Here is a 24025-nt window from a genome sequence, read left to right as displayed (position 1 = left end):
GCTTACACGTTGTGCTTCTTCTTGGTCACAGCCAGAGCCAGAGCGGCGGTGCTGACCAGAGCCAGAGCCACCCAAATCTGAATTATGGCCTCGTCGCCCGTCTGAGGCACGTTCTCGGGCTTCTCAGTGGCCTGGGGCTTGTCGGTGGTCTCAGGCTTCTCAGAGGCCACGGGCTTGTCGGTGGTCTCGGGAGCGCCACCGGCGGTGAGGCCGTCCATAGCAGCGGACAGAGCGGCCACGGCGTTGTCCACGGTGGCCTGATCGTCCTCAGAGAGGGTCTCGTCAGCCAGCACGGACTGAGCAGAGGCCAGAGCGGAGCGGAACATGGCCACGGACTCGGCGGTGTAGCCGGTCAGGTCGATGCTCTCAGCCTTGCCGATGAGGTCTTCCAGGATGGACTTGTCGGCCTTGTAGCGCTGGGCCAGGATGGCGTTCATCAGAGCCTCCACAGCGGTCTCCACGTCGCCCTGGAGGGCATCGCCGTCGTCCATGACCTTCTGGCCGGCATTCAGGGCGTCCAGCAGTTCCTGCCAGTGGTCGGGCATGTACTTGCTCTGGTTGGCTACCATGGACTCAGCCTTGACGATGAGTACCTCCAGCATGGTCTTGTCGCCCTGCTTCAGGCCCAGGGACCAGATGCCAGTGAGCAGGTTGTCCCAAGCGGTGTTCACTTCGTCCTGAGTGGCGTTGGGGTCGTCCAGCACGGCCTTGGCCTCGTCCATAGCCTTCTGGAAGATTTTCACGGCGGAGTCCACCACGCCGGTGGTGTCCAGGGTCAGAGCGTAGTCATAGGTCTTTTGCAGCAGAAGCTTGTTGGCCTCCTGGCCGGGCTCCTGAACCTTCTCCAGCTGCTCCACAGCGGCGTTGAGGGCGGTCAGAGCGTTGTCCACCTGGGCCTGAGTGGCCTGGTCATTGGCCAGGACGGCCTGGGCGTCGGCCAGAGCGGCGGCAAATACGGTCCAGGTCTCGGCGGTGTAGTCGGCTTCCTTCAGAGCGGAGGCCTCGTCCACGGCGGCCTGGAGCTTCGTCTTGTCCACGGTGGGCTCGGTGCCGGAATCCACCTCGAACTGGGCGGTGATGACCACGTCTTCCGCGGGCATCAGGAAGCTGGTGCCCTCCATCACGGTGTCGTTGTACTTCAGGGTGCCCTCCTTCAGGCGGTAGCCCTCGTCGGGGGTGACGTACACGTTGACCTTGGCGCCCTCTTCGTAGTTGGCGGCGTCGGTGGTGATGGTGCCGTTGGCAATGCCGTCGGCGATGGTCAGGCTGTGGGTGCGCTCCACGGTGGCGGTGTCCACACCGAACAGGCGGCACTCATAGATACGAGTGGCGGCATAGGGCACGCCGGGCTGGCAGCCGTCGGCGATGTACAGACGGAAGTAGCGGGCGGTCACGGGCTCCTCGAACTCATAGGTGGTGATGTTCTCGGTGTTGCCCACGTACTCGGCCACGGTGACCCAGTTGGCGCTGTTGCCCAGGTAGGACTTGTCGTGGAGCTGCTCCTCAGTGGCATTGGGGTCCTTGAGGACCTGCAGGGAGAAGTTGGAGGAGATGTCCAGCTCGTGCTCCACACCTGCGTGGACGGTCTGCCAGGAGGAGATGGTCTTGTCAGCGCCCAGGTCGAAGGCGGCCCACTGGTTGTAGCGGGTGTTGTCGCCGGGGCACCACTTGGAGCCGTCCTCGCTCTCGTCGAAGAGGTTCTCCGGGCCGCCGCCCACGCCGGGATTGCCGGAACCACCCAGAATGGCGGCGCCGTAGGCCTGGTTGGTGGGGATGGTGGGATCCACATAGATGCGGTCGGTGACCTTCACTTCCACAGTGGCGAACACGGTGTCGTCATAGGCGGAGACAGCCTTGACGGTGACGGTGGGGGAGAGCTCGTTGGTATCCATGGTGAGGATGCCGTTGAAGTTCATAGTGGTGTTCTCGCCAGTGTTGCCCTCCACGGTCCAGATCACGTCGCTGAGGTTCTCGCCGTTGGCGGTGACCTGAGCGGTGAACTGGCAGGTGGTGCCCTGACGGACCTCCACGTTCTCATTGGGCAGAATCTGCACGGACTGGATGTCCGCGGCGCTGGTGTCCAGAGAGGTGACGTCGAAATCGGCAATGGCATTCATGGCGGTCTCCACGAAGGCCTTCATCTTGCCGTTGGAGGGCTCAGCTTCCCAAGTGCTGTAGTAGATGTCAGCGCCGGAGCCTTCCAGAGCGATGATCTGATAGCGGGGGTTGCGGTAGATGCTCAGACGCTCATAGGCGGCCTTGGCCAGGTAGTAGCCGTGGGTCTGCACCAGAGGATCGTCGGAGGACTCCACCGCCATAGCGCCGCCGATGGCAGCGGCCATGTCATAGAGCTTGTTGAAGGCGGGCTGAGCCTCCTCCACCAGCAGGCGCTCCACGGGATCGTCGCTGTTTTTCAGAGTCTCCAGCTTCTCGATGGAGTCCACGATCTCATACATCTTCTCCATGAGGCTGGCGGCGGCGGTGGCGCTGCCACTGCCGTACTGAGCGTACAGACGGGTCAGCTCGGCGGGCTCATAGCTGGTGTTCAGGCTGCCGTAGACCACCTTCAGGGCCTGGGCCATGTCGGGGTCGTCGGGGAAGATGCCGTCGAAGCAGTTCTCCCAGTTCTCCATGGCGTCAAAGGCGTTGGGGTTCCAGGTGTAGTCAGCAATGCCGAAGAACGCCACCTTGGAGGACTCGGAGTAGTTCATGGGGTTGGACAGCACACCCTTGAGGCTGGTGGGGTTGGAGTCCAGGGAGTAGTAGTGGTTGATGGGGTTGGTGTAGTAGACGTTGTCCACATTGTCGTTGACGGGGTAGTTCCACCACAGCACGGGGTCCCGGCCAATCCAATTCTTAAAGGTGGTGGCAGAGGTGTTGCTGATGCTGGAGAACACGTCGCTGCCGGTGAAGCAGATCTCGATGTCCTCGTGCACATTGCGGAACTTGGGCATATAGGTGGAAGCGCCGCTGGAGCGGGTTGTGTACCAGGCGGGAGTAAAGAACAGGCCCTTTACATGGTCTTCCGCTGCAGTGCCCTCGCCGTTGTAGGTCTCATACAGACGCTCCTGGGTGGTGTTGAGCATGTAGATCTGCATGTCGCAGGTGCGGGCGGCCTCAGAGTTGGAGATGTCGTCCACGAAGATGCCGAACTGACGCACGCCCAGGTCGTACATATCCGCAAACTTGGCCATCAGGCGGTCCACGCCCTCATTGACGGTCTCCTCATTGGTGAAGTCAATAGGCTTCTTCATGGCGGGATGAGCCACCCAGACGAAGTCCACGTTGCACTCGGTGGCCTTCTCGGCAAACTGCTGCATCTCGCTGCGGGTGCGGATGCCGATGGCGGACTCCTCCTCGGTGACGGTCTCAGGATAGGGCTCGTCCCACTGTCCCAGGTGATAGGGGTCGGTCTTGGGGCCGTAGAGGAAGATGTTCATCTTGTAGCGCTTTGCAAAGTCGAACCAGCTCAGAGTGCCCTCCACGCTCCAGGGGTAGCCGTAGTAGCCTTCCACGCAGCCACGGTACTTCTGGAAGGAGTAGTCCTCAAAGGTGGAGATCTTCATCTGGTGGTCGGGGGTCTGCTCCAGCATCAGGTTCAGAGTGGCCAGACCGTAGTAGGCAGCGTCGCTGTCCTTGCCCAGAATGACGATGTCGCCGTTTTCAAACACCTTCACCACATGCATGTCGTACTTGTTCTCGCCCTCGGTGAACACGTCCTTGGGCACACCCTCATAGGTGTCGGCGGCGTCGCCGGAGCCGTTGATGCCCACATACAGGTTGGTGTTGGTCTCAGAGGCCTGATCGGCAACCTGGGTGGTGTACCCGTTGTCGGTGAGAACCTCCTGGATGCGGTTGGCGGTGACGGTGTCGATGCCCTCACCCTGGATGACGTTGATGGTGTCGGTGAGGGTGATGGTGCCCTCTTCATCGGTCACCTTCTGGGGGGTGGGGTAGATGGTGTAGTTGCCGCCGGACACATCGGGGGTGTCATCCTTGGAGTTGTACACAGCCAGCTCAAAGATGGACACAGACTTCCAGTCGGCCTGGTCGTAGCGGCTGACGTACACCCGGAGATAGCGGCCCACGGCGGGAGTCTCCAGGGAGATGCTCTCGTCCTTGGTGGTGGGGTTGGAGTTGCGCTCAAACACGGTGGTCCAGCTGTCGGCGTTGTCAGACACCTCCAGCTTGTACTCCACGATGTTCTGCTGCTCCCAGGAGATATCCACCGTATCAAAGGTGGTGGTGGTGCCAAAATCAACTTGCAGCCACTTGGGGGCGGTGCCTGCGTTGTCGGCATTGGTGGCCCAGCGGGTGCTGGAGTTGCCATCCACAGCCTTGTCTGCGGTGAAGCTGGTACCGGACTCCACATCGTTGGCCGTGGCGGTCTTGTTCAGGGCCAGGTTGGTGTCGGCGGCAGCCTGAGCGGTCTGGGAGAGCAGTCCCAGGCCCGGCATACCGGTGGTGACCATGCATACCGCCAGGATCGCGCCTGTGATGCACTTCACGAGTTTGTTCAAGATTATTCCTCCTTTGTCAAAAATGCTCCTTTTCTTTCTTCCGTGTGCTTGCTGTTTTCGCCTCCCACTGTTCAATTATGGTAAAGGGGGGCCTGAGGCCGCCCTGTTGCCATCTCTGGTCTATCATACAAAGGAAAACCCCACCAAAACGCAGGAAAGGGAAAACGACACTCCAACACCTTGGGGAGAAGCCTCCAACTGTGCCTTGCAGTTCGGTACGGGGTTGACAATTTGTGAGGATTATGCGCTGGAAAAGGGGACGGGGGAAACGATACCCATCCCAGGCCTTTACCTACCTATTGTAGACCGGAGACTGTGAAAAGTCAACAAAAGAATCGAAGTAAGATGGAATTGAAACTATGCGAAATGGAAGATGGTAAGTGGAAATTGTGAGGAATTATATGGAGAAGTGGAGACAAACTGGCTACATGGGTGCATTTTATTCCTCTTCTGGTAAAGGATAATTTTGCTGGGAGAGGTGGGTGGATTTTCGACATTTTTTAGGGAAAGGGTAGGTGGACATTTCTGTCAAAATCATGGTATATTATTCAACTGAGTGTAGACTCCATGAAAAAAGAAACTGAGAGGGAGATTCATTGCGTATGAGTAAACACGAACGAGAAAAACAACACCAGGTAGACGCCGACTATTCCCTGGAGGCGGTTCCCACCTCGGCCCGGAAAGGCTTTTGGAACATGTTCTTTGTCATGCTGGGCTTTACCTTCTTTTCCGCCAGCATGAGCGTGGGCGCCAAGCTGGGTAACGGTCTGGACCTGTCCGGCTTTGCCTGGGCCTGTCTCATCGGCGGCCTGATTCTCTCCGCCTACTGCGGCATCCTGGCCTACATTGGCTCCAGCACCGGGCTGAACATGGACCTGCTGTGCCGCAAGACCTTCGGTGAGAAGGGCTCCTACCTGTCCTCCGCCATTCTGGGCTTTACCCAGATCGGCTGGTTCGGCGTGGGTGTGGCCATGTTCTCCATCCCTGCTGCCGAGCTCTTGGGGGTCAATGCGTGGGCGCTGACCATCGTGGCTGGCCTGCTGATGACCGCCACCGCGGCCACCGGAATGAAGGCCCTGGAGATCGTCAGCTATATCTCCGTGCCCCTCATTGTGGTGCTGGGTATGTACTCCATGATCACCGCCACCGGAGAGGGCGGCGGACTCACTGCCATCTTCGCCCAGTCTGCCGGCGACATCAGCTTGGTCACTGGCATTGGCTACGTCATCGGCTCCTTTATCTCCGGCGGCACCGCCACCCCCAACTTCATCCGTTTTGCAAAAAACAGCAAGATCGCGGTGTGGACCACCGTCATCGCCTTTTTCCTGGGAAATACTCTGATGTTCTGCTTCGGCGCTGTGGGCGGCGCCTTCACCGGGAAGGATGATATCTTCTATGTGATGATCGCCCAGGGTCTGGCTATCCCCGCCCTCATCGTGCTGGGCGCCAATATCTGGACCACCAACAACAACGCTCTGTACACCGGCGGTCTGGCCATCTCCAACGTCTCCGGGGTGCGCATGAAGTTCACCACCTGGATTGCCGGTATCGTGGGTACCGCCCTGGCCATCTGGCTGTACTGGAACTTCACTGGCTGGCTGAACATCTTGAACTGCGCGCTGCCCCCCATCGGTGCCATTGTCATTCTGGACTTCTTCAAAAACCGCAGCAAGTTCCGGGACGCCGATCGGCGTGTGACCGTCAACTGGTTCAACATTGCCGGCATCGTGGTGGGCGCTGTGGCAGCCAACGTCCTTCCCTGGGGCATTGCCGCCATCAACGCCATGATCGTGGCGGCGGTGTGCTTCTTCCTGGGGGAGCTGCTGGGTAAAAAACACAACTAAACAAACAGGGAGGATTTTACCATGCTCTTTCAAAAGCTTCACCTGGGCAATGCCCAGGACACGGTGGACATTCGAGTCACCGACGGCAAGTTTGCCTCCATCGCTCCCCACCTGGAGCCCTTGCGGGGTGAGGAAGTAGTGGCCGACTGCGCCGGAAAGATGGCTCTGCCGCCCTTTGTGGAATCCCACGTGCACCTGGACACCTGCCTCACCGCTGGCCGTCCCCGCTGGAACCTCAGCGGTACCCTCTTTGAGGGCATCCAGTGCTGGGAGGAGTACAAGCCCTCCCTGACCCATGAGGATGTGAAGGCCCGGGTCAACCAGGCCATCCGTATGCAGGCGGCCAACGGCATCCAGTACGTCCGCACCCATGTGGACATCAACGACCCCAAGCTCACCGCCCTGGAGGCCATGCTGGAGATTCGGGAAGAGGTCCGTGACTACATGGACATCCAGATCGTGGCCTTCCCCCAGTACGGCATCCTCAGCTACCCCAACGGGGCCAAGCTGCTGGAGCAGGCCCTGGAGATGGGGGCGGACGCCGCCGGAGCCATCCCCCACTTCGAGTTCACCCGGGAGTACTCCGTGGAGTCTCTGAACATCTGCATGGACCTGGCCGCCAAGTACAACAAGCTGGTGGATGTCCACTGTGATGAGATCGACGATGAGGCCTCCCGTGGCCTGGAGACCCTGGCCACCCGGGCCTATGAGATGGGCATGGGGGAGAAGGTCACCGCCTCCCACACCACCGCCATGCACAGCTACAACAACGCCTATGTCATCCGCCTGATGCGGCTTCTCAAGCTGTCCGGCATCAACTTTGTGGCCAATCCCTGCGTCAATGTCCACCTGGGTGGCCGCACCGACACCTACCCCAAGCGCCGAAGCATGACCCGGGTGAAGGAGCTCACCGACGAGGGCATCAACGTCTCCTTCGGCTCCGACGATATCTTCGACCCCTGGAATCCTCTGGGCAATTCCAAAATGCGGGACCAGGTGTTCATGGGCCTGTACGCGGGCCACATGCTGGGCTATGAGGAGATCGTCAACTCCTACCGCTTCGTCACCACCAACGCCGCCCGTACCCTCCACCTGGGGGATGCCTACGGCATCAAGGAAGGCAACGATGCCAACTTCATCATCCTGGACGCCAAGGACTGGTACGACGCATTGAACTATGACGCCAATGTCCTGCGCAATTACCGCAAAGGCAAGCTGATTGCCAGCACCGCCCCTGTGGACAAGCAGGTGTTCTTCTAATTTCAATGGTACGAAAACATCCCACGGAACCCCCTTCAGGGGCTCCGTGGGATGTTGTTATACGCCGGGCAGATACGCCCACTTCTCCATGGGCAAAGGCTGGGTGGAGGCGTCTGCATCGTAGGTCAGGGTATCTCCCTCTTTGTGGAATACATAGACCGATGCTCCGCCTTTGGGGTATAGGGTCAGAGTGTCCTCCGTCTGCTCAAAGTACCCCCGGGCGACAAAACTCATGAGGACGGAAGGGGACCAAAGGAAGGTGCCGTCGCTGAACAGCTCCAGATACGATGTGTCAAAATCCAGGGAGGTGTCTGGAGTTTTCAGGTGAAGGGTACCGGGGCGGCTTGGGCCCCAATAGGTGGCTAGAAGTTGGGTGGGGGGCGTGCCGTAGAACAGGTGGATGGCCTCGTCTCCGGTGCCGTGGTACCCTCCATTGGCTTTTTGGTACAGGGGCTGAACCACCAGGTGGATGAGCCATCCACCCAGGTCACTCACCCCGTCGTCGGTGTAGGTGATGGTGCACTCACCACCTGGAATACCCTCGGCCACATGGGTGATGGAAAATTGGTCAGCATCTGGGGCCAGACGGCGAATTTCCTCCTGGGGCAGATACTTCAAGGCCTCCAAATAGTCCCGCAGTTTGTATATGGTAGTCTGCTCTGGGCAGGTGGTGGGCTGAGTGACCGTATACGTGTTATCCTCTAGATTCAGCTGTAGCTGTGCGCTGTAGGACTGCTGGTTCTGCCAGTAAAAGAAGCGGACGGTGCCGGTGTCCACCCACTGAAAGTCTGCGTTGAGACGGACTTCAAACTGGTCGGGGTTGACATTGAGGGTGGAGGCATCCTGGAGCCGCTCGATCCGTGCAATTTGCTCCGTAATTTCTTGAGGGTCTAAATCTGCCACATTGTGTCCCTGCATGGGGAAGCCTCGGGGAATGGGGGGATTGGTGAGAAAGCACACTCCAACGATGGTGCACACCACCAACGAGGCGGACACCACCAGAACGGTGGGCCGCTGATAGCGCAGCACCGACTTCACCCGCTGCTTCACCCCAACCTCCCCAAAGGCCAGAGGACAGGCGGCAATGGCAGGGCGGCGCACCGAGCAGGAGAGCAGGGCCTGGGAGTAGTCCGCCCGCTGCTGGGGCTCCATGCCCCGCACCACCTTCTCGTCACAGGCCAGCTCAATATCCCGGCACAGCAGCAGATAGGCCAGCCACAGCAGAGGGTTGAACCAGTACACGCTCAGCAGCACAAAGGCCAGGAGTTTCCACCAGTGATCTCTGCGCTGGATGTGAGCCCGCTCATGGGCCACCACGTGCTCCATGGTGTCTTGGTCCAGATAGAAGGGAAGATACATGCGAGGGTGAACCAGCCCCAGCACAAAGGGGGAGAGGACCGCCTCGCTCTGATAGAGATTGTCCTCCAAACGTACCGCCGTGGCCACCCGCCGCCGCAGGCGCAGATAGCTCACGGCACTCCAACCTAGCAGCGCCGCCACACCAAAGAACCAGAGGACCGCCAGCACCGGAAGCCAGATTTCCAAAAGGTTGGGGGCGGAATCAGGGGCGGAGGCAGCGGCCTGGGAGAGTACGGGATTGATGGACTGGTTCAGGGTGGGAAATCCGGTGTAGACCTTGGGGGTGGCGTCGGTGAGGATGGTGGGAGAGATGGTCTCGACACTGGGAATGAGGCTCAGGGCGCTCTCCAGGGAGAAGGGGAAGATGAGCCGCACCCCCACAATGCCCCACAGCAGCACATAGGCCCATTTTGGAGCCCGTTTCAGCACCAGGCGGGCCAGAAGTACCGCCAACACCAGCCAGCTGGCAGAAATGCTGATGTTTACCACATGCAAAAACAGCTCAGTCATGGCCCATTCCCCTTTCTAAATTGGTCGATCATCGCCTGTACCTGGTCGATCTCCTTCTGGGTCATCTTCTGGTGGCGGGTAAAGGCCGCCACAAAGGCGGGGAGCGAACCCTCAAATTTGGTCTCCACCAGCTCGTCGATCTCAGCGGCCTGCACCTGGTCCTTGGAGACCAGAGAGGTGACAATGGTGTTCTCATTTTTCAGCACCCCTCGCTGGGCCAGGCGCTTGATGACCGTGTAGGTGGTGGAGTTTTTCCACCCCAGCTGCTCCTTGCACAGAGCCACCAGCTCCCCGCTTTTGATGGGCTCGTGCTCCCACAAAATGAGGCAGAAACGGTACTCGCTCTCAAAAATCTTCGGCGTGTCCATGGTGTCACCTCCTTAGTCTAATGCGTTCGATTACACTGTCAGTCTAACGCATTCGATTGAATCTGTCAATGGAAAGATAGAGGATGAGGGGAGAGAAGTTGCACAGGGGGATTGATTCTTTGTGGAAGATATGAGAGAATGGGCGAAAGCAAGACCCCAAACGAGAGAGAAATGGGAGGGAATACCATATGGAGGAAGAGAACTTGGTATCAGTGGAGAAAGCAAAGTCCTGCTTTGGCAGATTGGGATGGGCCCTGTGTGCCTATGCGATGGTCATCGTCGTGCTGCAGCTTGTGGCAGTGGCGATTGGGGGCGTGTTGTTTGCCATGGGTGTGAACGTGTTAGAGAACGCCTGGTTTTTGTGGGCGGCTTCCTTTATCCCGCAGTACCTGGTGGGTGTGCCTCTGTTTTTGTTGATCCTCCGCAAGATGCCCGTGGTGGAGCAGTCCCAGACCAAACTGGGGGGAGGAAAGTTTTGGGCGCTGTTGCTGATGTGCTTCCCGGTGATGTTCATCGGAAATCTGGTTGGCACCTTCTTGTCCGGGCTGCTGTCCGGCGGAACGGCACAAAACGGTGTGGAGGCCATGGTCAGCGGTGGAAACCCGTTGATGCTGTTTACCGTGGTGATTTTGGCCCCATTGGTGGAGGAGCTGGTGTTCCGTAAGCAGCTGCTGGACCGCTGCGCCCAGTATGGGGAAAAGACTGCCATGGTGTTTTCCGCCCTCACCTTCGCCCTGTTCCACATGAACCTGTTTCAGTTCTTCTACGCCTTCGGCATGGGCCTGATTTTTGCCTATGTGTACCTGCGCACCCGTCGCCTCCGCTATCCTGTGCTGATGCACATGATCATCAACTTCATGGGCTCGGTGGTGCCCCTGTGGGTGGTGTCCAACCTGGACTTGGATGCCCTGTCCAACTTGAACCCCCAGAATCTGGACCAGGAGATGCTGGCGGCCATTCTGCCCGGCCTGCTCATCTACCTGGCCTATGTGGTAGTGCAGCTGGTGCTGGTCATTGCGGGCCTGGTGATTGGGATCGTTATGCGCAAGTCTCTGACCCTTCGGCCTACCCCCGAGGAGCTGCCCCGGGAGGGTCGGGTCAAGACGGTATACGCCAATGTGGGCTTTATTCTGTTTGTCGTGGTCTGTGTTGTGGTCTTTAGCTTCAACTTATAACATGACATGAAAATGCCTGGAATCCTCGGATTCCAGGCATTTTTTATGGTCTCACAGAGAGACGATACAGCTCGCCCTGCTGGGCCATGAGCGCTTCCCAAGAGCCCTGTTCTATGAGCGCCCCATCCCGAAGGACGAGGATGGAGTCAAAGCGTTTCAGCCGCTCTCCATTCAGGTCGTGGGTGATGGCCAGCAGCCCTACGCCCTCCAGGGCCAGCACCGTGTCCATCAGTGCTCCGGCGGTCTGGGGGTCCAGGGCGGAGGTAATCTCGTCCAGAACCAGGAAGGCGGGATGTCCCGCCAGACACCGGGCCAGGGCTACCCGTTGGGCTTGGCCGCCGGAGAGATTTTTCCCGTTTTCCTCCACAAGAGTCTGGGCTTGCTGTGGAAGCTGTGCCACCCAGTGGGCCAGTTGCACCTGTTGCAGCAGCTGCTTCCAGTCTTCCGGGGAGAGAGAGCGGCCAAGGAGAATGTTGTGCTCCAGAGTGTCCCGGAAGAAGGTGTTGTTCTGACTCTGGTAGCCCACTGCACGGTAGAGAGAATCGGCTTCTATCTGGTCCAGAGGGATACCGTCCAATGTGACGGAGCCCTGGGTGGGGGTGAGAAACCCCAGCAGCAGCTTGGCCAGGGTGCTTTTCCCGCTGCCGCTGGTCCCCACCAGGGCGTACTTTTTGGTACAGTCCAGACGGAGACTCAGGTTTTCCACCAGCGGGGGCCGATGGGGATAGGCGAAGGAGACGCCGTGGAGGGCCAGCTGTCTGGGAGGGTGGGGGAGAAGCTGGACGCCGGGGGTGTCCAGCCCACTTTGCAGCTGCTCCAGATTGGAGTGGAACAGCCGCTTTCCCGTTTGCAGGGCCATCCAATAGCCGGGCAGCACCTCAAAGGGAAACATGACCCCGCCCAACAGCTGGGTGAGGGACATGGTATAGCCCACACTGAGCTTGCCCTGGATGACCAGCACCATGGCCCCAGCCAGCAGGAGCACAAAACTGAGCTGGCTGATGGCGCTGCCCAGGGTGTTCATCTGCTGCCGAACTACTTGGCGGCGGTTGTCCGCACGTTCCACCTGAGTGGCGGCGTTGCCGTAGCGGGCTTCCTGTTCCGGGGCCAGCCCATACAGGCGGATGAGGAGAAAGTTGGCCAGTATCTCCTGGGCCTGGGCCAGATGGGTGCGGTTGGCGTCCAGATATGCCGCCTCGGCCCGGTCGGCGCTGCGCTGGAGGAGTTTGGGCAGGGACAGGGAGACCAGGGCACAGAGCACTGCCAGAGCTGCCAGTTCCCAGCCTGCCGCTGCCAGCACCGCCAAAGAGGCAATCAGGCTCCAGGCGCTGCGGTACAGGTCCAGGGCGTTGCCCAGATAGCCGGAGGAGATGAGAGGGGCGTCGGCGGTGAGCTTGGAGAGATAGACGGCGCTGTCCTGGCCTTGGAGCCGCTCCACCTTTTGGGCCAGAATTTGGTGCAGGTAGTGTTGGCACAGCCTGTTGGTGCAGCGGTGGACCAGGGCCGCCTGTCTGCAAACCGTCCAGTGGTTCAGGGCCAGATCCACCGCCCCCAGGAGGAAGGCGGCCAGACAGGCAAGCCCGAATCGGGCCAGGTCCCCGGAGAGTCCGGTGTCCACCACAGGCTGGAGGGACAGGGCGAAGAGGGAGGAACACAGGGCGGACAGGGGGGCCAGAAGGGCATAACAAACCAAAGCGCCAGGGCCAGCCAGACGCCAAATCGAAGTGCAATTTGTCTTGTTCATATTTGGGGAGTCCTTTCCGAAATTTCCTTAGCGGATGTGGAAAGACTCCCCCTTGTAAATATTCACCGACATGGTGCTCCCTCCTAACAGGATACCCCCGCTGGAGGAGCGGGGGTAATGGTGTGATATCTTCGATGATATTTTACTGCACAGAGGAAGGCAAGTCAATGAGGTTCCGTCAGGGAGAGGGTTACAGTGACGTCCCCGTGGCCCAGAGCCTCCTGCCATCCGGTGAGGTCGGTGACCTGGCCCAGGCGGGTATAGCTCCAGGCGTTGGAGCCGTAAAAGAGGACGATTTGATTTCCTTGGTACAGCACAATGTCCCCGGACTGGGTGGACATGTGGGTGTTGCTGGTGGGGAGGGACTGGCCCAGGCTGCCCACCTTTTCAAAGCCGCCGTAGTCTTCCAGGGAGAGGGTGAGGGGGCCATCGGTGAGCAGGTCCGCCAGGGCCTCGGCGCCCTGGTTGTCCGCAAAGGTGGCGGGGAAGGTGACTCCCTCCACCGTGAGATAGAAGGTGTGCGTGTCCACAGTGGTATCCTCCCTTGGTTCCGGTGAAATGGTAGAGGTGGGACTGGGGTGGGAGGCGGTGGAACAGGCCACCAGACACAGAACCAGCACCACAGCCCACAGGGCATATCCAATCCGCTTCATGGGTTATTGGGCGTCCGAGCCGCAGAGAATCTCGCCCCGGGACTCCGGGTCGTCCCGGATGATCTCTCCCACAGAGGGCACCACAATGCGGCCGGAGCGAGGGTTCTTGATGCTCACCACCGGGGTGAGCACCGTGGCCTCCACCTCACTTTTTTCAAAGGCCAGGTCGGTGTCCTCCATGCGACAGTCCACCAGCTTTAGACCCTTGCAGTAGCACAGAGGCTGGGTGCCGATGATAGTGCAGTGCTCAAAGGTCACGTTTTCACAGTACCAGGCCAGATATTCGCCTTTCACCACGCTGTTGCGCACCACCACGTTTTTGGCGTGCCAGAAGGCGTCCTTGGTGTCAAAACGGCAGTTGTCGAAGATGGCGTCCTCGATATACTGGAAGGAGTATTTGCCCCGGAAGGTCACATCGGTGAAGCGCAGATGGGTGGAGCGCATCATAAAATATTCGCTCTCTGCGGTGCAGTGGTCCATGGTGATGTCGTGGACCGACCAGCCAAACTCCGGGGAGATGATGTCACAGTCCCGCAGGGTCACCTGGCCACACTCCCGCAGCGCCTTGATGCCGTGGAGTTTGGTGTTGGTGATCTCAATATGGTGGGAGTACCACAGGGCCGCCCGGCACATGGGGGTCAGCTCACTGTCCCGAATCACCAGGCCGTCGTCGTGCCAGAAGGGATAGCGCAGGTTGAAAAAGCAGCGCAGGGCCTGGATGTTGGCCCCCTCTTTGAAGGCGCTCTCCCCGTCGGCGGGGCCGTCAAAGGCGCAGTCGGTGACCTGAATGTCCCGCTGGCCGTACAGGGCCCGCTCCTGGTCAAAGGTTTCATGGTGGATGTGTCTCATGGTGTCGTTCCTCCATTTCTAGAACTGGTGTGGGGGTCAGCGGGGCGGCGCTGAATCCGGTAGACCAGATAGTCCAGACACCCAATCTGTTTTTCCATCTGGTGCACTCGGTCCAACAGGGCCGCCCGGTGACGGGACAGAAGCTGTAGCTGCTGGGCGGTGTTTTCCGCCTGTGCGTAGGCCAGGTACTGCTCTACCTGTGGGGCGTCCAGCCCGGCGGCTTTCAGATTCAAGATCAGGTCCTGTGTGGTCATCCCTTGCTCACCTTCCATTTCGATACCCAGTATACCGAGGAAGTTTCTATATATCAAATACTTATACTGAATGATGAGATATAGTTGAAAGCTATGGCTGTGGGTGGTATACTGGGGAAAAAGGAGGCGAGAGGCGTGGAACTGCGGGTGTTACAATATTTCCTGGCGGTGGCAAGAGAGCAGAGCATTTCCGGGGCGGCGGCATCGCTGCACCTCTCCCAGCCCACCCTCTCCACCCAGCTCAAGGCTCTGGAGGAGGAGCTGGGGAAACAGCTGCTCATCCGGGGCACCAAGGGGTCCCGAAAGGTGCTGCTCACCGAAGAGGGGATGATTTTGCGCAAGCGGGCAGAGGAAATTTTGGAGCTGGTGCAGATCACAGAGCGGGAGATCTCCCTGTCCGACGAGGTGGTGGCGGGGGATGTGTACATCGGGGCGGGGGAATCGGATATGATTCGTCTGTTTGCCCGGGCGGCCAAACAGCTTCAGGCCAAGTACCCCGACATCCACTACCACGTGCGCAGCGGCAATGCGGCCTTTGTCCAGGACTACTTGGACCGGGGGCTCATCGACTTCGGCGTGGTCTATGGCCCGGTGGACACCAGTATCTACAGCTCGGTGAAGGTGCCTGTTCATGACACCTGGGGGGTGCTCATGCGCAAGGACGCCCCGCTGGCAGACAAAGAGTATATTCAGCCTCAGGACCTCTGGGATAAACCCCTGATTGTCTCCGCCCAGAAGGCGGACAATTGGTCTCTGACCAAGTGGTTTGAGCGGGACTATGCCAAGCTGAACATCGTGGCCACCTATAATCTGGTGTTCAACGCCTCCCTGATGGTGGAGGAGGGGCTGGGCTATGCCCTGTGCTTTGACCAGCTCATCAACGTCAGCGGGGACAGCCCCCTGTGCTTCCGGCCTCTGTCTCCCACCATGCGGTCGGAGGCGTCTATCATCTGGAAACGCTACCAGGTGTTCTCCAAGGCGTCGGAATGTTTTTTAAAGCAGCTCAAGGGGCTGCTGACAGACCAAGAGACAGAAAACTCCCCGGAAACTGTATGAGTTCCGGGGAGTTTTTTCAGGCACATCGGAGATAAGACGCCTTTTTCTGTTCGTGAACCTTCAGGGCTTTGGTCACACGCAGGACCAGATAACCACCGAAGATGGCGGTGTAGAGGATGATGTCCAGATATTTGTGGGAGAACTGGGGGACAAACAACACCATCACATGGGCGTAAATCAGCCCAAAGAAGAGATAGGCCAGGCGCTGCAACCGTTTCCAGCTGGCGGCGCTCATGCGGCGGCGGACACGGGAGAAGGATGTCACCATGAGAGGAATCATAAGGACGATCATGAGAAGGGAGAGAATGGCTGCCACCAGGGTGGTGGGCCGCATGGTTTCCGGGGCCACAAACAGCATGACAAAATGCCGGATGCCGTACATGAGGTTGTGGCCCAGAGTGAGAATGCAGGCCATAATGGACAGAGGGCCTCGGATGGCCAGCAACTTGCGCACCAGCGGTCTGCGGTGGTCCAGCGCCCCCACATACATCACCACCATGAACAGGGCGGTGGGCAGCGTGCCCCGGGTGAAGAGATTGACGATGTAGGTGTTCACCCACTGGGGGGCCGTGGCCCGAAGGCCCAGGCTGTAGTAGAGCACTTCACCCACCACCAACAGGATGGCCAGGGCGTAGAAGGCACCGGGGCGCTTTCGGATAGCCCCGTGACAGCTCACAGCAAAGAGCAGGGCCAGGGCGATGGATACCAGAATGTAGGGGTACATACCATTCCTCCTTGGGAAAATCTTTGTTTTTAGTGGTTAGCAAAAGCTAACTGAACGAGAGTATACAGTACCCTACCTGGTTTTGTCAACCCTGATTTTCTAAGGAGGTTAGTTTGTCATGCCAGCTTGAAAGAGCCGGAACACCTGTTGAGCGGTGGCGGCCAGGTTGGCCCGGGCGGTGTCCGGCTCCATGGCCTGCTCCAGGGAGCAGGGGCCGGGGAGGATGGGGAAGAAGGCGTCGATGCCCTGGGTGTGACAGGCGGTGGCGTCTGGGGTGACGCAGCCCGCCAGAGCCACCACCGGCTTGTGGTACCGTTTGGCCAGCTGGGCCACTCCCACGGGAGCCTTACCCATGGCGGTCTGGCCATCCAGCCGTCCCTCTCCGGTGATGACCAGGTCGGCATCCCGGATGAAGTCCTCCAGATGGGTTTCTTCCAGCACGATGGAAACCCCAGGCTCCAACGCCCCACGGAGGAAGGTTTGGAAGGCAAAGCCCAGCCCTCCGGCGGCACCGGTGCCCGGTGCGTCGGGGTGGGCGGTGTCTGGGCACACGGCCCGGGCCAGCTGGGCGTAATGGAATAGCCATTGGTCCATATCCTGAATGGTTTCAGGTGTGGCCCCTTTCTGGGGACCGTAGACGGCGCTGCAACCCTGGGGGCCGCACAGAACATTGGTGACATCGCAGGCCACCCGGAACTCACACTGGGCCAGCTGGGGGAGAACTCCGTCGCAGGTGATGCGGGCCAGCTGGGAAAGCCCCTGGGCACCGTGGGGGATGGGGCGGCCCTCCGCGTCGAAAAAGCCGTAGCCCAGGGCCTGGAGCATCCCCACACCGCCGTCGTTGGTGGCGCTGCCTCCGATGCCCACCAGGAAACGGCGGCAGCCCTTGGCGATGGCGTCTCGGATGACCTCCCCCACACCGTAGGTGGTGGTGTACAGGGGATTGCGCTGGAGCTCCGGCACCAGGGTGAGACCCGCAGCCCCGGACATCTCCACCACCGCGGTGCCTGTGGCGGGGAGAATGCCATAAGAGCACACCACGGGAGCACCCAACGGCCCGGTCACGGTCACCTGCTGCCATTGGCCGCCCATGCCGGAGATCAGAGCTTCCACGGTGCCCTCGCCGCCGTCGGCCAGAGGACGGACGGTCACCGATACGCTGGGGTCTGCCTGGGCGATCCCTGCCCGGACGGCTTGGCCCGCCTCCATGGAGGAGAGGCTGCCTTTGAACGAGTCCATGGCCACCACAATGTTCATAAAGAGGCCTCCTAAGCTGGAAATTTTCTTGGGTTCATGATACCACAGGGAGTTTCCCCATACAAGACGAACACCCCCGGAACGAGTGTTCCGGGGGTGTATGGAGCTATTTTGATAGATATTCCGCAAAGGAACAGAGAATCCCTCGGGCGGACCCGTCCATGGTGGCACGTTGACGGGCCACCATGGCATCGCACTGGGCCTGGTCGAACAGAAGGTCCATGGCAACTGCCATGAGCTGGTGGGGGTCCTGACACACTTGGCTCATGCCATGGGTGTGGAAGTATTGGGCATTGCAGGTTTCACAGCCGGGGATAGCTGCTGTATGCAAAATGGGAATGCCGCATACGGCCGCTTCGGTGGAGGAGAGTCCCCCGGGTTTTGTGACAAACAGGTCCGAGGCCCGCATATAGTCTGCCATGTCCTGGGTGTACCCCACGATCACGGTGTTTTTAGGGCGTTTTTCTGTGAGGGCGTTGTACAGCTCTTGGTTGTTGCCGCAGACAACCACCAGAGACACATCCTGACGTTGGGCAACCCCGTCCATCAGTGTCTCTATGGTCTCTCGGATGGTGCCGCCGCCCATGCTTCCTCCTGCCGTCAGGATGTATTTTTTGTGGGGGTCCAGATGCAGGCGTCTGCGGGCCTCCTCCTTGCTCTGGCGGTTGGAAAAGACGGGACTTGTGGGGATACCCAAGGGGTGCAGCTTCTCTAACGGAACGCCTCGGCGCACATAGTCGGAGGCCAGGTCCGGGGCGGGGATGACATAGGCGTCGCAGTTGGTCTCCTCGGTAAAGGGAATGCAGACGTAGTCGGTGGAGACAAAGATGGTTTTGGGAATCTGCAAGTCCCGGTTCTTCATATTGGTGAGGATTTCTGCTGGATACAGGTGGGTGGTAATAATCACGTCATAGGAATGGCTGGCCAGATACTTTTTCATAAATGGAACCATCCGATGATTGACGTGATACACCGGCGACCGGCACGGCAGTTTCCGGTACAGCTCCCCGGCGGTGTAGACGGCGCCAAATAGCCGGGGCGTGTTCTGTACCATGGAGATATAGGCGCCGTTGATTCTCCGGGCAAGGGACTGACTGCGCAGAGTGTAGGGATTGAGCATGACGGCGTGATGGCCTCGTGTGCGCAGTTCTTCCACAATCGCCTTTGCGGCGGAGTCGTGTCCACCTCCGGTGCCACAAGAGAGAATCAGCGCGTCCATACCCATTTCACCTCAATTTGTTCTCTCTGCTCCTTGCTCATATGCAGCCGCAACAGGACCACCCCAGAGATGACCAAAAATCCCATCCAGATGGCGGGAATCTTCACGATGAAAATCATGTGGACCAGGGCACAGAGATAGGCCACCAGGGTGCGGTAAAAGTGGGGGCTGATTTGGAGCACGACAGAAAATAATATGAAATACATGGCCAGCGTCGCCACTGGCTGCCAGATGGGGAGGAGGCCCAGCAGGCAGCCGAAGGTGACGGCAATGCCCTTTCCGCCCTGAAAGCGGTAAAACGCCGGGAAGGCGTGTCCAATCACTGGGGCGGCCAGCACCAGGGCACAGGCAATGGGGTCTGGCTTAGGCCCGGCCAGGAAGGCGAACACGGGGATAAAGCCTTTGAGCAGATCACAGACAAGGGTGAGCACACCGCACCAGAAGCCGCCGTACTGGAAGGCGTTTGCGGTGCCGGGGTTGTGGTCGTTGCTCCGTTCTATGAGGTCTGGCTTGTGGAAAAGCCTGGCGAATATCTGGGCATACAGCACGCTACCCGATAGATACGCCAACAAGGCGTAAAGGATGGTTCTCAAAACAGTCGTCCCTTTCAAACAAAGAATGGATCATGAATTCATAAAAAGGCATTTTACAACGGTCTGCTCCATTTGTCAAACGGACATGTCCACATAAAAGAAGGATCAATAACGAAGGAATAGCATAGAATACATAGAAAAATCCCGGAAACCATATAGTTTCCGGGATTTTGAAAGGATATAGCCAGAAATCAGCGCTTGCTGAACTGCGGAGCGCGACGGGCAGCCTTGAGGCCGTATTTCTTGCGCTCCTTCATACGAGGATCGCGGGTCAGGAAGCCAGCAGCCTTCAGAGAGGCGCGGAACTCGGGGTCCATCTCCAGCAGGGCGCGGGAGATGCCGTGGCGCAGAGCGCCAGCCTGACCGGTGACGCCGCCGCCGGTGACGGTGGCAACCACGTCCACCTTGCCGATGACGCCGGTGGTGTTCAGGGGCTGACGGACCACCATCTTCAGGGTCTCCAGGCCGAAGTACTCCTCGATGTCACGGCCGTTGATGGTGATGGAGCCGGTGCCGTTGGGGAACAGGTGCACACGAGCCACGGAGGACTTCCGACGGCCGGTGCCGTAGTGATAGGGCTTCTTGCTCTTATACATAGTCGGTTACCTCCTTATTCAACAGTCCAAGCCTCGGGCTTCTGAGCCTCGTGCTTGTGAGCGTCGCCACGATAGATCTTCAGGCGGCTCAGAGAGTCCTTGGTGATGATGTTGCGGGGCAGCATGCCGCGCACAGCCACACGCATAGCCAGCTCGGGCTTCTCCTGCATCAGGATGCGGTACTTGGTCTCCTTCAGACCGCCCACGTAGCCGGAGTGGGTGCGGTAGAACTTCTGCTCGCCCTTCTTGCCGGTGAGGACGGCCTTGTCAGCGTTGATGACGATGACGAAGTCGCCGCAGTCGGCGTGGGGGGTGTACTCGGGCTTGTGCTTACCACGCAGCAGGGTAGCGGCGGCGGCAGCGGTCTTGCCCAGAGGCTTGCCGGCAGCATCGAGAATGTACCACTTGCGCTCGATGTTACCCTTGTTTGCCATAAAGGTAGACATATCGGTTTCCTCCATTTATCTTGATTTATTATAAAAAAACACGGGGTTTCCTTCCTTTACAAGAAGGCGCAGGATGTATTATAATACGGGGGTTGCCTGGTGTCAACAAAAAAACATGCTTTTTTTAATTTGTGTTTTATATACTCTTGTATTCTCGTGTATTCTCTTGAATACTCTTAAAATCTCGTTTTCATTTTGCTATTTGGAGGTCAAATAAATGCAGCTGATTTTATCCCATTTGCGCCGTTGTATTGAGGATTATGATATGATTCAGCCCGGAGACCGTATCGCTGTGGGGGTTTCGGGGGGAAAGGACTCCCTGGTGCTGCTCACCGCCATGGCCCGGCTGCAAAAGTTCTACCCCGTGCCCTTTGAACTCCACGCCTTGACGGTGCATCCCGGCGTGCCGGAGATGGACTTCGGCCCGGTGCAAACGCTGTGTGACCAGCTGGAGGTGCCCTATCATATTATCCCGACCCAGATCTTTGACATTATTTTTAATGTACGGAAAGAAAAGAACCCTTGTTCCATGTGCGCCAAGATGCGCCGTGGAGCCCTCCACAATGCCATGGCCGAGTTGGGGCTGAATAAGATTGCCCTGGGCCACCACTACGATGATGCTGTGGAGACCTTCTTCCTCTCCCTCTTCTATGAGGGGCGGCTGTCCTGCTTCCAGCCTGTGACCTATCTGGACCGCATGGGCATCACCCAGATTCGCCCCCTGCTCTACTGCGGGGAGGGGATGGTGCGGGGAGCTGCCAAGCGGCACAACCTGCCCATCGTCCACAACCCCTGTCCGGCGGATGGTAACACCCGCCGCCAGGAGGTGAAGGAGCTGGTGGCGGAGCTGTCCAAGACTTACCCCAATCTGAAAAACTATGTGTTTGGGGCCATGCAGCGTTTGCCCCTGCCCGAGTGGGGGCCCAGAGAGTATCGCCGCCGCCCCTTGGCCGAGGAGCCCACAAAAGAACATTGACCAGAAAAATGCCGTGGTGCTTGGTTGCACCACGGCATTTTGAGTCCATCAGGCTTTTTTGCGTTTCCACACCAGCCAGCCCACGAAAGCCACAACGGTGATACCGCCTAGCCCCAGGCCCAGGGTCAGCCCGGGCGAGGTGTAGCGGAAGGTGACCTGGTGGGTGCCGGGGGTGAGTTCCACGGTGAGGAAGGTGTCCCAGCACACCCCGGTGTCCACCTTTTTCCCGTCCACATAGGCGGTCCAGCCGTCCTCGGCGGGGATGGTGGTGACCAGAGTGGAGGGTGTGTCAGTGGTGGCCTGGAGGGAGACGCGGGAGTTGTTGACTGTGTCCACCTGGGTGTTGTCCAACAGGGCCAGCGCATCCCGGAGGGCGTCCTGGTCCAGCTGCTGCACCAGGGCCTCCCAGTCCAGGTTGGACAGGGTGGTGTTGCAGGCGATGGTTACCTCCAGGGTCTCACCCTCAGCAGGAGTGCCCAGGTAGTGGATGCGCTGCTCCTCATAGGGGGTGAGGGAACAGCGGTGCTCGCCGTCCACAGACAGAGCGGTGAACCCGTTTTGGTCCAGATAGGCGTAGACGGGATTCCCGGTGCCGTGGATGCGAAGGATGATCTGCCCCTCACCCTCTTGTACCTCCAAATCAATGGGGGAGAATACCTCTTGGGTGGACCCGGTGAGCTGGTTGAGCAGATACGTCTGGGTCTCAAAGGGAGTGTACCCACGGGGAAGAATGGTGGAAACCTGTCCCTGAGCGACGTAGGCCAGGGGCAGAGCGTCCGGATTTTTCCATAGGGCCAGACTGCCGCTGTGGCCCGCCTCTTCATAGCCGGGGAACTCCTGGTCGCTGAGGACATAGCGGATGCCCAGCAGGCTGTCGGTGACGGGGGTGGAGCCGTAGTAGACGCTCCACATCCAGCCCTGTGCAAAGCCCAGCTGCTTTAAGAAGGTGTTGACCTGTTTGTTATAAATGCTGCTGTAATGGGTGATACCGGCATAGCCGAAGGAGAGGGGGCTGTTGTCGCCCCGGTCGTAGGTGGCCCCCATGCGGTAGAAGTCGGTGTCCGCCTCCTGGGCCTGTTCCACCAGGGCCTCATTATCCTGGTAGTAGGACACATAGTCGGCGTAGGACTGGCAGTGGAATACCTCCCGAATGTCCAGCATGGTGGTCTGGGTGTTGTAGCCCAGCTCCCAGGCGGTGAGACAGAACAGCACCAGGGTGACCACCGGGGCCAGCCTCCAGGTGGTGAAGGACTTTGGCAGGGCGGCCAACACTTGGCCAGCCAGAACCACCAGGAAGAAGGAGAAGACGAAGCTGTACCGATAGGGGAACCAGTTGGGCATTTTAAAGAGGTGCCACACCTTGTCCAGGGGGGACAGCCACAGAGAGAGCACCAGCACCATCAGCACCGCCCCAGCGGCCAGCTTGTTCCGGCCGGAAATGGCGGGAGAGAAGAAAAAGATCAGGGCCAGCATCAAGATCACTGTGCCGCAGAACAGATAGGGCGGGGCGAAGTTGGTCAGTCCCGCTGACTGGCCGGAGAACAGGCGGCTGGGCAGCTGCCACAGGGGAAAGTTGGTGAGGCTGGAGTAGTCCATGGTGGCGTCCCCCAGCTTTCCGCTGAAAATGGCCAGCAGGGAGGGCACCCACATCCAGGCGGTGACCCCCAGGGCGGCCAGAGCGGAGAGGAGGAAAGACCGGATGTGGCGCAACAGGTCCTTCCACGCAGGGACCTCACACCACTCCCGATAGACCAGCCACACACAGCAGAAGATACCGATCATATAGGAGATGTACCAGGTGGAGACAAAGCACACCACCAAGCTGCCAAAGAACAGCCAGGGCCGCTGTCCTGCCAGAATCCGCTCCAATCCCAGGAGGATGACAGGCAGCCAGATGAGCCCATCCAGCCACATGATGCACAGGGAGTAGGCGGCGGTGTAGGAGCACAGGGCGTAGCAGGTGGAGAGCATGGGGAGAAACAGGGCGCTGTGCCGGAGGTAGGAGCGCAGGAAGATGCAGCAGGTCAGCCCCGCCAGCCCCACCTTCAACACCGTGAGGAACATCAATCCCATGGGCATGTACTCATTGGGGACCAACAGGGTGAGCAGGGACAGGGGGCTGGAGACGTAGTAGGAGAACACCCCGATGTAGGAGGTGCCCAGGGCCTTGGACCAGGAGAAAAACACATCCCTGTGCTTCAAGGCACAGAAGAACTCCACATACTGGGAGGACATGTCGGACATCAGGATGGTGTTATCCCCCCAGGGGGCCAGCCCTAAGCGGGCATAGACCACCAGCAGGAGCAGGGCGGGGATGAGAAAGGCCAGAGCGTATAGCAGGGGCGTGGGCTTGATACGGGATTTCAACAAAATCACCTCTTGTGGTGGAAGTAAGAAAACAGAAAAAGGCCTGTTGCAAAATTGTGATTCTGCAACAGGCCTGGCCATGTCTGTCAATCCCTCCGACCCGGCATACGCCGGGCCACCTCCCTTTACACAAGGGAGGCTTGGGGTCCGGTGCTGCCCTTAGGCCCCCTTGTGTAAAGGGGGCTGTCACCGCAGGTGACTGGGGGATTGTCTGCCCATGCGGTTGGGCAATGGGCGTATGTTGCGACAGGTCTG

General features: G+C 59.2%; 19 protein-coding genes. 5 read left to right on the top strand and 14 right to left on the bottom strand.

The features are described from left to right. Positions 1–2: 2 nt before the first annotated feature. On the bottom strand, positions 3–4520 hold the full coding sequence (locus tag B5F12_RS04475) for a beta-N-acetylglucosaminidase domain-containing protein (RefSeq protein ID WP_087230927.1): 4518 nt from the start codon (positions 4518–4520) through the stop codon (positions 3–5). A 602-nt stretch (positions 4521–5122) separates the two neighbouring features. Here B5F12_RS04475 and codB point away from each other — a divergent pair. Further along, a complete protein-coding gene (codB, locus tag B5F12_RS04470) occupies positions 5123–6364 on the top strand; it encodes a cytosine permease (protein WP_087230924.1) in 1242 nt (413 codons plus the stop codon). A gap of 21 nt (positions 6365–6385) precedes the next feature. Continuing rightward, entirely contained in the window at positions 6386–7624 is a 1239-nt protein-coding gene (gene codA / locus B5F12_RS04465) for a cytosine deaminase (protein WP_087230921.1), read from the top strand. A gap of 57 nt (positions 7625–7681) precedes the next feature. Here the strand turns inward: codA and B5F12_RS04460 are convergent, their stop codons facing one another. Both B5F12_RS04460 and B5F12_RS04455 read right to left on the bottom strand, forming a co-directional pair. Further along, complete coding sequence (locus tag B5F12_RS04460; RefSeq protein WP_087230918.1) at positions 7682–9493, bottom strand: M56 family metallopeptidase; 1812 nt, start codon at positions 9491–9493, stop codon at positions 7682–7684. After that, a complete protein-coding gene (locus B5F12_RS04455; RefSeq protein ID WP_087230915.1) occupies positions 9490–9861 on the bottom strand; it encodes a BlaI/MecI/CopY family transcriptional regulator in 372 nt (123 codons plus the stop codon). Before B5F12_RS04455 ends, B5F12_RS04460 begins: the two co-directional genes overlap by 4 nt. 188 nt (positions 9862–10049) lie before the next feature. On the opposite strand from B5F12_RS04455, the gene B5F12_RS04450 reads away from it, so the two are divergent. Then, on the top strand, positions 10050–11036 hold the full coding sequence (locus tag B5F12_RS04450; RefSeq protein WP_087230912.1) for a type II CAAX endopeptidase family protein: 987 nt from the start codon (positions 10050–10052) through the stop codon (positions 11034–11036). 43 nt (positions 11037–11079) lie between these two features. Here the strand turns inward: B5F12_RS04450 and B5F12_RS04445 are convergent, their stop codons facing one another. From B5F12_RS04445 to B5F12_RS04430, 4 genes are all read right to left on the bottom strand, one after another. Then, a complete protein-coding gene (locus tag B5F12_RS04445) occupies positions 11080–12780 on the bottom strand; it encodes an ABC transporter ATP-binding protein (protein ID WP_087230909.1) in 1701 nt (566 codons plus the stop codon). Positions 12781–12944: 164 nt separating this feature from the next. Beyond that, positions 12945–13433 (bottom strand): cyclophilin-like fold protein, encoded by a 489-nt coding sequence (locus B5F12_RS04440; RefSeq protein ID WP_087230905.1) that lies wholly within the window; start codon positions 13431–13433, stop codon positions 12945–12947. A gap of 3 nt (positions 13434–13436) precedes the next feature. Beyond that, positions 13437–14282 carry a DUF3737 family protein gene (locus tag B5F12_RS04435; RefSeq protein WP_087230902.1) on the bottom strand — a complete coding sequence of 282 codons (846 nt, stop codon included), beginning with the start codon at positions 14280–14282 and terminating at the stop codon, positions 13437–13439. Beyond that, on the bottom strand, positions 14279–14536 hold the full coding sequence (locus tag B5F12_RS04430; RefSeq protein ID WP_087230899.1) for a hypothetical protein: 258 nt from the start codon (positions 14534–14536) through the stop codon (positions 14279–14281). Before B5F12_RS04430 ends, B5F12_RS04435 begins: the two co-directional genes overlap by 4 nt. 135 nt (positions 14537–14671) lie before the next feature. Here B5F12_RS04430 and B5F12_RS04425 point away from each other — a divergent pair, with 135 nt between their 5' ends. Further along, positions 14672–15592 carry a LysR family transcriptional regulator gene (locus B5F12_RS04425; protein WP_087230896.1) on the top strand — a complete coding sequence of 307 codons (921 nt, stop codon included), beginning with the start codon at positions 14672–14674 and terminating at the stop codon, positions 15590–15592. A gap of 16 nt (positions 15593–15608) precedes the next feature. Here the strand turns inward: B5F12_RS04425 and B5F12_RS04420 are convergent, their stop codons facing one another. The 6 genes from B5F12_RS04420 to rplM all read right to left on the bottom strand — a co-directional run bounded on the left by B5F12_RS04420 (position 15609) and on the right by rplM (position 20427). Beyond that, positions 15609–16316, bottom strand: a complete 708-nt coding sequence (locus B5F12_RS04420; RefSeq protein ID WP_087230893.1) for a ferric reductase-like transmembrane domain-containing protein — start codon at positions 16314–16316, stop codon at positions 15609–15611. A gap of 108 nt (positions 16317–16424) precedes the next feature. Next, positions 16425–17573, bottom strand: a complete 1149-nt coding sequence (locus B5F12_RS04415) for a glycerate kinase (protein WP_087230890.1) — start codon at positions 17571–17573, stop codon at positions 16425–16427. Positions 17574–17679: 106 nt separating this feature from the next. Further along, on the bottom strand, positions 17680–18792 hold the full coding sequence (locus B5F12_RS04410; protein WP_158096749.1) for a glycosyltransferase: 1113 nt from the start codon (positions 18790–18792) through the stop codon (positions 17680–17682). Beyond that, positions 18780–19385 (bottom strand): glycerol-3-phosphate acyltransferase, encoded by a 606-nt coding sequence (locus B5F12_RS04405; protein ID WP_158096748.1) that lies wholly within the window; start codon positions 19383–19385, stop codon positions 18780–18782. The genes B5F12_RS04410 and B5F12_RS04405 overlap by 13 nt, the downstream gene beginning before the upstream one ends. 191 nt (positions 19386–19576) lie before the next feature. Then, the gene (gene rpsI / locus B5F12_RS04400) at positions 19577–19981 is read right to left on the bottom strand and encodes a 30S ribosomal protein S9 (RefSeq protein ID WP_087230881.1); all 405 of its coding nucleotides are present in this window, start codon (positions 19979–19981) and stop codon (positions 19577–19579) included. Between the two features lie 14 nt (positions 19982–19995). After that, positions 19996–20427, bottom strand: a complete 432-nt coding sequence (rplM, locus tag B5F12_RS04395; RefSeq protein ID WP_087230877.1) for a 50S ribosomal protein L13 — start codon at positions 20425–20427, stop codon at positions 19996–19998. 217 nt (positions 20428–20644) lie between these two features. On the opposite strand from rplM, the gene B5F12_RS04390 reads away from it, so the two are divergent. Next, on the top strand, positions 20645–21403 hold the full coding sequence (locus B5F12_RS04390; protein ID WP_087230874.1) for a tRNA 2-thiocytidine biosynthesis TtcA family protein: 759 nt from the start codon (positions 20645–20647) through the stop codon (positions 21401–21403). A 48-nt stretch (positions 21404–21451) separates the two neighbouring features. Here B5F12_RS04390 and B5F12_RS04385 read toward each other — a convergent pair whose 3' ends face one another. After that, a complete protein-coding gene (locus tag B5F12_RS04385; protein WP_158096747.1) occupies positions 21452–23770 on the bottom strand; it encodes a YfhO family protein in 2319 nt (772 codons plus the stop codon). Between the last annotated feature and the right edge of the window lie 255 nt (positions 23771–24025).

The organism is Pseudoflavonifractor sp. An176 (genome assembly GCF_002160435.1).
GTDB lineage: Bacteria > Bacillota > Clostridia > Oscillospirales > Oscillospiraceae > Enterenecus > Enterenecus faecium.
Note: the sequence above shows the minus strand (reverse complement) of the source record. Positions and strands in the feature narration are given on the sequence as shown.